General features: G+C 61.1%; 12 protein-coding genes and 4 pseudogenes. 10 read left to right on the top strand and 6 right to left on the bottom strand.

All coding sequences use genetic code 11. From position 1 onward, the window contains the following. Positions 1 to 114: 114 nt before the first annotated feature. The gene (msrA, locus tag ACZXDY_RS42310) at positions 115 to 660 is read left to right on the top strand and encodes a peptide-methionine (S)-S-oxide reductase MsrA (protein ID WP_130226132.1); all 546 of its coding nucleotides are present in this window, start codon (positions 115 to 117) and stop codon (positions 658 to 660) included. After that, positions 657 to 2,297, top strand: coding sequence for an acetolactate synthase large subunit (locus tag ACZXDY_RS42305; RefSeq protein WP_464349569.1), 1,641 nt, complete (start codon positions 657 to 659; stop codon positions 2,295 to 2,297). Before msrA ends, ACZXDY_RS42305 begins: the two co-directional genes overlap by 4 nt. Before the next feature lie 64 nt (positions 2,298 to 2,361). Here ACZXDY_RS42305 and ACZXDY_RS42300 read toward each other — a convergent pair whose 3' ends face one another. Continuing rightward, positions 2,362 to 2,508 carry a hypothetical protein gene (locus ACZXDY_RS42300; protein ID WP_165435234.1) on the bottom strand — a complete coding sequence of 49 codons (147 nt, stop codon included), beginning with the start codon at positions 2,506 to 2,508 and terminating at the stop codon, positions 2,362 to 2,364. Between the two features lie 793 nt (positions 2,509 to 3,301). Then, positions 3,302 to 4,816 (bottom strand): MocR-like pyridoxine biosynthesis transcription factor PdxR, encoded by a 1,515-nt coding sequence (gene pdxR, locus ACZXDY_RS42295; RefSeq protein WP_464349568.1) that lies wholly within the window; start codon positions 4,814 to 4,816, stop codon positions 3,302 to 3,304. A 167-nt stretch (positions 4,817 to 4,983) separates the two neighbouring features. Between pdxR and ACZXDY_RS42290 the strand changes: the two genes are divergently transcribed. Beyond that, entirely contained in the window at positions 4,984 to 5,514 is a 531-nt protein-coding gene (locus ACZXDY_RS42290) for a CinA family protein (protein ID WP_207231034.1), read from the top strand. Beyond that, positions 5,511 to 6,509, top strand: coding sequence for a CobW family GTP-binding protein (locus tag ACZXDY_RS42285; protein ID WP_464349567.1), 999 nt, complete (start codon positions 5,511 to 5,513; stop codon positions 6,507 to 6,509). The genes ACZXDY_RS42290 and ACZXDY_RS42285 overlap by 4 nt, the downstream gene beginning before the upstream one ends. Here ACZXDY_RS42285 and prs read toward each other — a convergent pair. Beyond that, positions 6,472 to 7,095 (bottom strand): annotated as a pseudogene (gene prs / locus ACZXDY_RS42280) (ribose-phosphate diphosphokinase); the annotation flags it as partial. The gene ACZXDY_RS42285 and the pseudogene prs overlap by 38 nt on opposite strands. A 47-nt stretch (positions 7,096 to 7,142) precedes the next feature. On the opposite strand from prs, the gene ACZXDY_RS42275 reads away from it, so the two are divergent. From ACZXDY_RS42275 to ACZXDY_RS42260, 4 genes and pseudogenes are all read left to right on the top strand, one after another. Continuing rightward, positions 7,143 to 7,292 (top strand): helix-turn-helix domain-containing protein, encoded by a 150-nt coding sequence (locus ACZXDY_RS42275; RefSeq protein ID WP_464349566.1) that lies wholly within the window; start codon positions 7,143 to 7,145, stop codon positions 7,290 to 7,292. Positions 7,293 to 7,406: 114 nt separating this feature from the next. Then, the gene (locus tag ACZXDY_RS42270; protein WP_464349565.1) at positions 7,407 to 7,586 is read left to right on the top strand and encodes a hypothetical protein; all 180 of its coding nucleotides are present in this window, start codon (positions 7,407 to 7,409) and stop codon (positions 7,584 to 7,586) included. Between the two features lie 30 nt (positions 7,587 to 7,616). Further along, positions 7,617 to 7,883 (top strand): annotated as a pseudogene (locus ACZXDY_RS42265) (FAD-binding protein); the annotation flags it as partial. An 86-nt stretch (positions 7,884 to 7,969) separates the two neighbouring features. Beyond that, on the top strand, positions 7,970 to 8,410 hold the full coding sequence (locus ACZXDY_RS42260) for a cytochrome P450 (protein ID WP_464349570.1): 441 nt from the start codon (positions 7,970 to 7,972) through the stop codon (positions 8,408 to 8,410). A gap of 113 nt (positions 8,411 to 8,523) precedes the next feature. On the opposite strand, the pseudogene ACZXDY_RS42255 reads toward ACZXDY_RS42260, so the two are convergent. The 3 genes and pseudogenes from ACZXDY_RS42255 to ACZXDY_RS42245 form a co-directional block, all read right to left on the bottom strand. Next, positions 8,524 to 8,894, bottom strand: a pseudogene (locus tag ACZXDY_RS42255) (SOS response-associated peptidase family protein); the annotation flags it as partial. A 56-nt stretch (positions 8,895 to 8,950) separates the two neighbouring features. Continuing rightward, positions 8,951 to 9,382, bottom strand: coding sequence for a YybH family protein (locus ACZXDY_RS42250; protein ID WP_464349564.1), 432 nt, complete (start codon positions 9,380 to 9,382; stop codon positions 8,951 to 8,953). Beyond that, positions 9,367 to 9,839 (bottom strand): annotated as a pseudogene (locus ACZXDY_RS42245) (hypothetical protein). The gene ACZXDY_RS42250 and the pseudogene ACZXDY_RS42245 overlap by 16 nt, the downstream one beginning before the upstream one ends. A 511-nt stretch (positions 9,840 to 10,350) precedes the next feature. On the opposite strand from ACZXDY_RS42245, the gene ACZXDY_RS42240 reads away from it, so the two are divergent. After that, entirely contained in the window at positions 10,351 to 10,578 is a 228-nt protein-coding gene (locus ACZXDY_RS42240) for a hypothetical protein (RefSeq protein ID WP_464349563.1), read from the top strand. Positions 10,579 to 10,814: 236 nt separating this feature from the next. Next, positions 10,815 to 11,741 carry a non-homologous end joining protein Ku gene (ku, locus tag ACZXDY_RS42235; protein WP_464349562.1) on the top strand — a complete coding sequence of 309 codons (927 nt, stop codon included), beginning with the start codon at positions 10,815 to 10,817 and terminating at the stop codon, positions 11,739 to 11,741. Positions 11,742 to 11,758: the final 17 nt, after the last annotated feature.

The following is an 11,758-nucleotide window of genomic DNA, read 5'->3' as shown; positions in this document are numbered from 1 at the left end:
TGGCACAAAGCGGACATTCGTGGATCGTTGCGCTTCTACATCGTTCGGCGTCATTATCCGTCCCCTGATAGAGTTTCGGGAATGACGCCCGCAGCGTATCCAGTGAGGACAGATATGACAGTTTCGACGGAACGCGCAGTCCTGGCCGGCGGCTGCTTCTGGGGTGTGCAGGATCTGCTACGCCGCTATCCCGGCGTGATTTCAACCAGGGTCGGCTACACGGGCGGCGAGGTGCCAAACGCGACCTATCGCAACCACGGCAATCACGCTGAGGCCATTGAGGTTACCTTCGATCCGCAGACCATCAGCTATCGCAGGGTGCTGGAGTTCTTTTTCCAGATCCATGATCCCTCGACGCTGAACCGCCAGGGCAACGACCTGGGCACCAGCTACCGGTCGGCCATCTTCTACACCAGCGACGCGCAGAAGCAGATCGCGGAAGACACCATCGCCGATGTCGATGCTTCCGGCCTTTGGCCGGGCAAGGTTGTCACCGAGGTGGCCCCTGCCGGACCGTTCTGGGAGGCCGAGCCCGAGCATCAAGATTATCTGGAGAAATATCCTGACGGCTACACCTGTCACTTCATTCGGCCAGAATGGACGTTGCCGCATCGGGCGGAGAAAGCTGCAACAGGCGCGAGCGGAGTTTCGGCCGCATGACAAAGGCCTCCGATCTGCTGGTGGCCGCTCTTGAGAACGAGGGCGTTCGGTACATCTTCGCCATTCCTGGCGAGGAGAATCTCGACGTGCTGGAATCGCTGCGACGCTCGAAGATCAAGCTGGTGCTGACGCGGCACGAACAAGCTGCCGGCTTCATGGCGGCCACCTGCGGGCGTCTCACCGGGCGCGCGGGCGTCTGCCTGACGACGCTGGGTCCCGGTGCGCTCAATTTGACGACGGCTGCGGCCTACGCGCATTTGGGCGCGATGCCGATGGTCATGATCACAGGACAGAAGGCGATCCGGAGCAGCCGCCAGGCGCGCTTCCAAATCGTGGACATCGTCGCGACCATGCGGCCGCTTACCAAGATGGCGACGCAGATCGTCTCCGCGCAGAGTATTCCGACCCTGGTTCGCGACGCGTTCCGGGTCGCGCAGCAAGAGCGGCCGGGCCCCGTGCATCTCGAACTGCCCGAGGATATCGCGGCCGACGAAGCCGCGCCCGACATCATTCCCCCGCACGTCGTCGAGCTTCCGGTCGCTCCGACGGCCGCCATCGATCGCGCCGCAGCGATGATCATGGGTGCCAGCAGGCCGCTCGTCATGCTCGGCGCCGCCGCGAGCCGCCCGCATCTCGCCGAGCCGCTGTCGGCGTTCGTGCGACGATGCGGAATTCCATTCTTCAACACCCAGATGGGGAAGGGCGCGGTCAATGCCGGCTCCAATCTCTATATGGGCACGGCCGCGCTGTCGGAGCGGGATTGGGTTCACGAGGCCGTCGACCAGGCCGACCTGATTATTTCGATCGGCCACGACACCGTCGAGAAGCCGCCCTTCCTGATGGGCCATGGCGGACCGCAGGTTATCCATGTCGGCGCCACGCCGCCGACGGTGGAACAGGTATACTTCCCGCAGGCGGAGATCGTCGGCGACGTCGGCGCGAGCCTCACGAGCCTGGCCGATCACCTCGAAGGCAAGCTCCCCAATGGTCAGGCATTGCTGGGTTTGCGGGAAGGGATCCTTACCCGCCTCGCCGAGCGGGCGACGGAGGATCGGTTTCCTTTGACGCCGCAGCGCATCGTGCATGACGTCCGCCAGGTCATCCCGCCGGACGGCATCGTGGCCCTCGACAACGGCATGTACAAGATCTGGTTCGCCCGCAACTATCGCACCAGCGTCGCCAACACGCTGTTGCTCGACAACGCGCTTGCGACCATGGGGGCGGGTCTTCCTTCGGCGATCGCAGCGTCACTGATTTATCCGGACCGGCGCGTGCTCGCCGTCTGTGGCGATGGCGGCTTTATGATGAATTCGCAGGAGCTTGAGACGGCCGTGCGGTTCAAGTTGAATCTCGTCGTACTCGTGCTCGAGGATCGTGCCTACGGTATGATCCGATGGAAACAGGAAGCCGACGGATTTTCCGACTTCGGCCTCGACTTCGGCAATCCCGATTTCGTGGCCTATGCCAAGTCATATGGCGCCAAGGGCTCCCGCGTAAGCAAAGTCTCGGAGCTCTCGACGATGCTGGAAGCTGCTTTCAGCGAAGGCGGCGTGCATCTCGTCGTAGTGCCCGTCGATTACACCGAGAACATGCGCGTACTTGTCAACGAGTTACCCCCGCTAGTCGAGACCAAGTGAAAAGCCCCCACGTCGGTCTCGTGCGCGAAAGTTCACTCGCGCGCTTGTTGAAAATGCCGGTCGCCTAGCCACATTCAAACAGCGCGAGGACATCGACATCTTCAAGCCGCCAGACCTGGGTCCCGAGCGTCTGATACCAGACCGCCTCATCGCTCATGATGGCGGTCTCTTCCTGAATGTTGGCGCGTATAGTTGGTAGCAGTTGCGCCATTGATGTTTGGCCTGTGTGTACCGAAAACCTCATGCGAGTTGATGAGGTGACGGAATCACCTAAGCTGGCGGAATGATCGGGCTTCTGTATTTCGTCCTGGCCGTCTTGGCCTCGCCATCTAGTCGAAGGTGAGGCTTGAGGCTGAGAACGCGGTGCTTCGACATCAGTTGATTGTTTTGCGGCGCAGGCTACCCGGCCGTGTCCAATTCGCGAACAGCGATCGCCGGTTCTTGATCCGGCTGTATCGCTGGTTCCCGGCTATCCTTCAGGTTCTTACCATCATCCGGCCCGAGACGGTCATCTGCTGGCACCGGTCTGGCTTTCGTTACTATTGGCGTTGGAAGTCACGATCTTTGGGAGGCCGGCCGGAGATCGCGGTGGGAATGCGCGCGTTGATCCGGCAACCCACTTTGGGGCGCGCCGCGCATCCATGGCGAACTTCTCAAGCTCGGGTTTGAGGTCGCTCAATCGACATCAGAACGCATCGGTCATTGGACAAAGATGCGCCGGTCTCTCGCCCGGTTCAGCGGACCAGAAGCATCAAATCGTTCCCCATCCTCGGCGGACTCCATCACCGCTACGCCCGAGCTTAGGTTTTCGGTATACACAGCAATTTCCCAAGATGCCCCTTGCCCGCTCCAGTCTAAAAACACAACAGGCTGATAGGGGTTCGATCCCCTACGGAGCGCCACCCGCATCTGTCGTGACTGGCGAACTTGGTCGTGAATTCGACTTTGCCGTTTGTCGGCCGAGTTCTGGCGGAGATATCGCGCAATCCAGACAGAAAGCGCGCCTAGATCGGTACAAGCGGTGTGCGGTGGCTCCGCGCACCAGGCTGCAGCATGTCGTTGAGCGCCAGAACCTCCGCAAGGCGGTCGATCCCGGCACGGATCTGGTCTTCAGTGAGTGACGCGTAGCCGAGCAGAAGCCAGTTCGTCTCGAAGTGGTCCCCGTCGTATTCGTGGCCGCCGCCTGATTGCACGGTATAAACCCCGATATTGCGGGTACGGGCGACGGCCTTTATGCTGTGAGCCGGTACCAGTGAGGCCGGTAGGCGCCAAGCCACGTGTGTGCCAGCATCCGGGCCCATCAAATCGACATCGCCGAACCGTTCGCGCATCCGCGCGATCAGCGCATTGCGTCGCGCATAGTAATGCTGCTGGCAACGCCGCAGATGCCGCACGAACCCGCCGCCTTGCATGAAGCGCGCCAGGGCGGCCTGTTCCAGCCAGACCTGACCGTTGTCGAGCAGCGCCTTGGCGGTCGCGGCAGCGTGGACGAGATGTTCCGGAAATATCGCAAAGCCCGTGCGCAACCCGGCGCCGAGCGACGTCGAGAACGTACCGAGATAGATCACGTGATCCGGTGCGAGGGCCTTTGTTGCCGGGAGCGGAGCGCCGTCGTAGCGGAACTCGCTGTCGTAATCGTCCTCGATCACATGAGCACCGGTCTGCTGCGCCCAGCGAGCGATTGCGCGCCGACGCTCCAGCGACAGGGTCGCGCCCTTTGGAAACTGGTGTGACGGCGTCAGGTAAGCGAGCTTTGCATTGGATGCAGCCACCTTTTGTGCATCTATGCCGGCGTGATCGATCGCGATCGGTAGCAGCCGCATGCGATAGCTTTCGAACAGATAGGCCGCGCCCTGATTGCACGGGTTCTCGACGGCGATCTCGTCGTCGGGAGATGCCAAAAGGCGCAACACCAGATTGAGTGCGAGCTGTGCGCCGGCGACGATCACGACCTGTTCGGGGCGCACGCGAATCCCGCGTGTCGCTCCGACGTGCTCGGCGATCTCGATGCGTAGAGGCATCAGTCCGCATGGATCGCCGTATTCGGTCAGGTTGTGTCCGGCCGCGGCGAGCGACTGCATCACCAGGCGCCGCCAGGTCTTCAGGGGAAAGGCGCGTGGGTCCGTTCGCTGGGTCCAGAAATCGATCGGAATATTCGAATTGTTGAGGATCGCGTGCTGCCGTCCGATGAAGACGGGAGCGGTGCGGGCGTCGGAACCTTCGGAGGAGAGATCGCTGGTCTTCTCCGCCGAGACCGAGCGATCCGGCAGGACATCGGTGACGAAAGTGCCGACCATCGGCTTGGCGACGAGGTAACCTTCGTTGATCAGGCGCTCGTAGCCGAAGATCACGGAGTTACGCGAGACCTTGAGCTGAGTGGCGAGCAGTCTCGACGACGGCACGGATGCGCCAGCGCGGAGCGTACCAGCCACGATCTGCTCGCGGATCCGCTGATAGATCTGTTCCTGCAAGCTCTCCGCGCCGTTGCGGTCGAGCGTGATCAGCACCTTAGTCCCCATTCATTGCGCCCGGCACAGCAAAGACCATAATCGGCCTTGCAGCAAGTTCAAGTTACGCAGCGCAGGTCCAGTTCGTGATGATCTTCTGGGACCACCCGCCGCCAGTCGTTGACTTCAAAGGCCACCGGCATTCATCGTTGGAAAAACCAACTACATGTGAGCCTGCAATGCCGATGAACCAGCAGTTTTTGAACGAGGGTCAGACGATTTTTCCTGCGGCGCTGCTCGACGCAGCGGCTGCGGCACTCGATGCCGCCAAACGAAAGGGCGTTCGCCTTGCCGCCGCTGAAACGGTCACTGCGGGTCTCGTCAGCTCCTGTCTGACGTCGGTCTCGGGCGCGTCGCAAATATTCGATCGGGGCTATGTCCTGTATCACGAGACTGCGAAGGCGACCGGCCTTGGGGTCGCGGAGGAGGTTTCGGCTCAGCACGGCGCTGTAAGCGCCGAGGTGACGCAGGGACTGGCCGAAGGCCTGTTGTCAAACTCTGGCGCGGCCGTCACTGTTGCCATCACCGGTTACGCGGGCCCTGGCGGAGGCAACGCGAGGAATCCGGTGGGTACAATCTACATCGCAGCGGCCCGCAAGGATGCGCCGATCATGGCGGAACGCCACGTATTTTCAGGAAGCCGTGACAACGTGCGGCTGTCGGCGGTCGCCGCCGCCATTTGCCTGCTGCAAAAGCAAATCGAGGCGTGAACCGCATCCCGCTGGTCCTGCTGACGGGCTTTCTCGGCTCGGGCAAGACGACGATGCTGAATGCGCTGCTGGCGAGCGAGGACTTCCGCGACACTGCGGTCATGATCAACGAGGTCGGTGATGTCGGTCTCGACCATCTGCTGGTGGAGCAGGGCGCGGATACGGTCATGGTGCTCGAGGGAGGCTGCCTGTGCTGTCGCGCCAAGGGCAGGCTGGCGCCGACGCTGGAAGGCCTGCTACGGCGCAGCCGTGATGGGAGCCTCCCACCGTTCAAACGCATCGTCGTCGAGACCAGCGGGCAGTCGGATCCAGCAGCCGTGCTGGAGGGTTTGATTTCGGATGCCTTCTTCAACCATCGTATCTCGCTGGCCGGAATCGTCACCGTCGTTGACGGCCGTGCGTTTCTGCCTACGGTCGACAAGCACATCGAAGCGCGGATGCAGGTGGCGCTGGCGGACCGGCTATTGATTTCGAAGGCAGATATCGCGGATACCGACGATGTGACCGCCGTCCAGCAGGCGCTGACCTCAATCAATCCGCATGCAAGACAGTCGGTGATACACCCGCAGACAGTAACGTTAGACATGTTCTGGCCGAATTCGCTGGATCTGCCGCGGTCGCTGATGAAGCCGTTGCGCCTGATGTGTTCGGCCGAGCCTGCGCCACTCGCGACTGCCTCGCTCGCGTTCGACGGCGCGATTGCGCCCGACGTGCTGGAGGCTTGGCTCGATCACACGATTGGTCTGTTGGGGTCGATGTTGTTGCGCATGAAGGCGATGCTGGATATCGAAGGCGCGCCCGGTCCGACGGTTCTGCACGTCGTGCAGGGATTGCTGCACCAGCCGACCGATCTTGAGGAATGGCCGGTCTTGGAGCAACGCAACAGGATCGTGCTGATCGGACGTGACGTCGAGGAGCAGATTCTCGTCGATGCCCTGGCGCGACTACAAGTGACGGTCAGGCAAACAGCGAGGATACCGAGCGTTCGTCACTGATCCGGAGTATCGCCTCACCGATCAGCGGGGCGACCGAGATGTGGCGAAGCTTCGGGCGGTGTCGATTCGTTTCCTCGATGCTGTCTGTCACCGTCAACGACGTGAGACGCGAAGCCTCGATTCTATCCAGCGCGGCGCCAGACAGCACGCCGTGAGACGCATAGGCGCAGACGTTAGTCGCGCCGCGATCGAGCAGCGCATCGGCCGCATTGCACAGCGTGCCGCCGGAATCGACGATGTCGTCGATCAGGATGCAGGCCTTTCCTTCGACCTCGCCGATCACATTCATCACTTCGGAAACGCCGGCCTGTGGCCGGCGTTTGTCGATGATGGCGAGGGGGGCGCCAATCCGTTGCGCGAGCAGCCGGGCGCGCACGACGCCGCCGATGTCGGGTGAGACCACCACGGTATTGCCGGGGACGAAACGGTCGGTGATATCTCGCGCAAACAGAGGTGCGCCGAACAGATTGTCGGTCGGAATATCGAAGAAACCCTGAATCTGGCCGGCATGAAGATCAAGCGTCAGGATTCGATTGGCGCCAGCGATGGTGAGCAGATTCGCGATGAGTTTGGCCGAAATCGGGGTCCAAGCAGGTCTACGGCACGACGCTATCAGGCTATCGCACAGCACTGATGCTGCAGCGCGCCGACCGGGTGCTCAAACAAGCAGGAGCCAGCGTTAAACAGGCGGCCCGTCATGCAGGCTACGCGACGACCTCCAGTTTCATCGTCGCCTATAAGCGGCAATACGGAGTTCGGCCGGGAGTCGTCCTGCCAGACTGAGCACTGGGTCGCGAGCGAAGAGGCTGCGGCGCTAACGATCCATCCTGCGATGTTCGATGCCGTCATTTGTATTCTCCCGGCTGTCGTATCTATCACAGTTGAAAGTCCAGAAATATGGTGCAGGACGTCATCGGACAATCCGAGCAAGCAGTGGATGACCTCAGGGCCAAAATGCAAGGTCGGGTCACCGCGCGAGGAGACGAAGGCTACGAGAACGCCCGAAAGGTATGGAACGGCGCGGTGGATCACTATCCGGTCGCGATTGCCTTCTGCGAAAGCGCGGAAGACGTCTAGGCTGCCGTGCGAACGGCGCGTGCCCATCACATGCCAGTGTCGGTTCGTAGCCGTGGACACGACGCTGCCGGGCGTTCGGTCCGGCCTGAGGCGCTCGTCATCGACCTGTCTCTAATGGATCACGTCCGGATCGACGATCAAGTCGCGACCTTTGGCGGCGGCGCCACCGCCGCCAAAGTTATCGCCGCCGCTGCCGCGCGCAACCTCATGGCCGTGACGGGCTGGAATGGTGTCCCGGGCATGACTGGACTGACGACAGTCGGCGGTTATGGGCCTCTGATTGCAAGCCACGGCCTGGCGCTGGATAGCCTGATTGGCGCCGAACTTGTCCTTGCCGACGGGCAACGCCTCACGGTCGATCAGGACAACAACCCGGATCTGCTCTGGGCCCTTCAGGGCGGCGGAGGCAATTTCGGCGTGGTCACGTCGCTCCGGGTGCCGTCGGAGAAGCGATGCGCATGGAGCCCAGCGGAGCGGCAACGTTTCGGATTCCACGCGAGGATATCGACATCGACGGGACCGTCATACCGGCCGGCCAGCTTGTCACGCTTTCGACCATGTCGGCGATGCGTGACGAAACCGTCTACGACCATCCAGACGTATTCGACATTCGCCGCACCAATCAGCCGCGGGTGCACCCGATCTTTGGCTGGGGCGCGCACCGGTGCCTTGGCGAAGCGCTGGCCCGCGCCGAACTCGAGGAAGGCCTGCTTGCGATTGCCGCGCGTATCCCGCAGCTCCAGCTTGATACACCGCCGAAGATCAAGGGTCATATGGGAGTCCGTCGCATCGATGATCCCATGCGAGTCGTCTGGAAGCCATGACATCGGAAACAGTTCGATAGGAGACATACGCAAAGCGTGCCATCGTTACATCCTGAAGGAGTTTGTTCCTTTCCTTATCTCGACACGAGGTGAGGGCCCGGGTGCTGCAGTCACCCCTTGAACTCTGTCCAGATCCCGGCGAAGGCCGTAAGCGGCCGGTCATCGATCAGCGCGAACAGACCACGTCCTTTTCTTCGTTGGCCGGTTCGGTTCCGGCGCGTATTCCACGAAGCTGTTGAAGGGAACGAGGCAGCGGTTTTCCGGCTTCAGCCAGCTGCGCCAATGCGGCGAGCTGGTGTTGCGGATGTTCGTCACCGGCGGGCCGCCATTGCTCGGTGGGGAGGCATGCCCCAGCGCATCAGCACCAGCTCGCGACCGTTGCTGCTGTTGCGCCCCGCGGGCGCGGGATAGTCTGGAAAGACGCCGGGCATCGGCGCGAGGTTGCCGACGTAGCGGTTTTGACGACCCGGAACAGCGCGAGCATCGCGGCTTAGTTGGTGGTGATGCTGTATTGATTGCACATGGCAAGGTAGCCGATGATCAAGGTTCGGCGACAGTAACGGCTTCTTGCATTATCTTTGGTTGATCACCCTCAAGGCGAAGGATGGCGCTGTAATAGCCGTGGAACGGGCGATCACCCAACTTGGCCTGCCACTGCCCTGCCTTGAAAACGAAACTACCCTCCGAACGTGAGATGACCCGTTGAACCGAGTAGTCGTGTAGCCCCAGTTTCAGGGCATCTTGAAACCCTCGCCGAACTGCATCTCGACCCTGAAAGATACCGCTTGGTGTCACCCTAACGGCGTTCTCCGTAAAGGCTGCCGCCATAGCATCGACATCCCCACGATTGTACGCCTCGGCGAAATGCCTCTGCATGTCGGCAGTGGCGGCATCGTTCAAGTGATCCTGTGAAGTGGCAAGTTCCGGGACCGCAAGTAGGAACAAAACGACTAGAGTTAGCCTGAACGCCATAACTCTTTCTCCCATTTGAGACCGAGCCGCCACCGTTCGCCCGGCCACCACATGGACGGGGGATCGCTCGCCGTGATCTTGTTCGGTCGCAGCGCCACCAGATGGCTGCGCTTGTAGGGATAGCCGCGCTGCTCCGAGCACAGCTTGCACCGCATATAGCGCTCCAGCTCGTGTACCGGCGTCGCCTTCGGCCGCACGATGTCGAGCGCAACGGTCTGATGCGTCTCGCAGCCAAGGCATTTCACTTCGAGGTAGTAGTATCCGGCGTTGAGTAGTATCCGGCGTTGAGTGCATCGCCCAGCGTGGGCGAGGGCTGCGCCGGTCCCTGAAACGCCAGCATGCGTTTGTTCCAAGCCTCACATGCCAGTTTGTCGGCCTGCCTGCGGGCCTCGGCCGCACGCTCGGCTGAGGCGCGTACAGAGGCTCCGTAGATGCTCTCTCGGGACTTCGTACCCATGCCCTGAAGCATCGCGCCCGGGCGTCGCCAGAGCAAGCCGCTAGGGGTTGTAGATTGACGTGGAAATGGGGCTACGGGCCCGAACTCCCAAAGAAGCAGCTCGGCCCCGGGGGTAAAGGCCACCCAGACAAGTGACGCAACAAAGCTTGGCACCCTTAACATGTGTGATTGTACCAGCTGATCGCGGCGACAAGTCGTTACTAGGTTTGGCGCTAGCGTCGATTTGGGAAGAAGCGATGATCAGCGAGAAGTTTAACAAGAAGACTCTAGCCGCGACGGACTTGGCGCTAGAGCGGGCAATGAGCGCGCCGCAATGAGGTGGAGTGCAAGCGCTTCAAGGCCCGGCCGAGCCTAAACTTCCCAGGGTTCTTTCCGGACACGTGCTGATCCTCTGCCTCATCGCCTCGTCGGGCGCCAGCCTCTCGGCAGATTGCGCTGAGTAGCGGCATGTCCGTCCAGGAACCGCGGACGCCGAGCTACGTTTCGTCCCCATCAACATAGGGAGAACGTTATGCGTTCGGCTGTCCTGGTTCTGGCCATTTTGCTCGCCGAGACTTCACTATCTTTTGCACAGGGCCACATGGGTACCCCTCAAGAACAACAGGCTTGCCGGCGAGATGCGCAGCGCTTTTGCAGAAAGCAATTGGACAATGATTTTGCGGTACAACAATGCTTGCAGCAGAACAGGACCAAGCTGAGCAAAAGCTGCCAAAAAGTATTTGCCAGCCACGGGATGTGATATCTTCTTGCTCGGCTGGTCGCGCGATAATGCAGTTCGCTGCGTCGCAAAGAACGACCGGTCGCCGACCTGGGGATGCTATCGGGGCGTCGAGGCTGAAGGTACGCCGCAGTTTTCCTGAGGCCAGCCAGCGGTTTTAAAAGTAAAATGAAGCGGCAAGGGCGGGAATTGTCGGAACAAGCCTTGCTCGATCGTCTTGAATCCAACCGCCTTGGAAAACCGGAGTTCTGCGTAACATGGCTCCCCGCGCCAACTGGAAAGGCTTCCTGCGTCTGTCCCTCGTCACCTGTCCGGTCGCGCTGTACCCAGCCACATCGGAGAGCGAGAAGATCTCGTTCAACCAGCTCAATCGAAAGACCGGCCACCGCATCAGGTACCTGAAAGTCGACGCCGACACCGGCGAGGAGGTCGCCAACGAGGACATCGTCAAGGGCTACATGCTCGACAAGGAGACCTTCGTCGAAGTGTCGAAGGAAGAACTCGAGGAGGTCGCGTTAGAATCCACCCGCACCATTGATATCGACGAGTTCGTCGACCGCGAGGAGATCGACCCGCGCTACTTGATCCGCCCTTACTATCTCCGACCAGATGGCAAGGTCGGTCACGACGCCTTCGCCGTGATCCGCGAGACCATCCGCGAAATGAATAAGGTCGCAATTGGGCGGGTGGTTCTGACCAACCGCGAGCACATCATCGCGCTGGAGCCGATGGACAAAGGTCTCGTTGGGACGCTGCTGCGCTATCCCTACGAAGTGCGTTCGGAGGACGAGTATTTCGACGAGATCCAGGACGTGAAAGTCACGAAGGACATGCTCGATCTCGCCAAGCACATCGTGAACCAGAAGTCGGGCCGTTTCGAGCCCGACAAGTTCGAGGACCAGTACGAAAAGACGTTGATCAACCTTATCAACGAAAAGCGCGCCGGCAAGCCGATCACGCCCAAGGAGCGGCCGCGCGGAGAGAACGTTGTCGATCTGATGGAGGCCCTGCGGCGGAGCGTCGGCAAAGAAGCGGAGCCGGCGAAGGCTGCCAAGCCGGCCAAGAAGCCGCGAAAGGCGACGGCCGGCCAGAAGGAAATGCTGATGCCAATCCAAGGCAAGAAACAGGCGAAGGAGACGGCTGCGAAGAAGCCGACGAGCAGGCAACAGCGAAAGTTGGCCTGACGCCAGAGGAGGAGAGC

The sequence above is a fragment of the Bradyrhizobium sp. LeoB3 genome (assembly GCF_055456055.1).
Note: the sequence above shows the minus strand (reverse complement) of the source record. Positions and strands in the feature narration are given on the sequence as shown.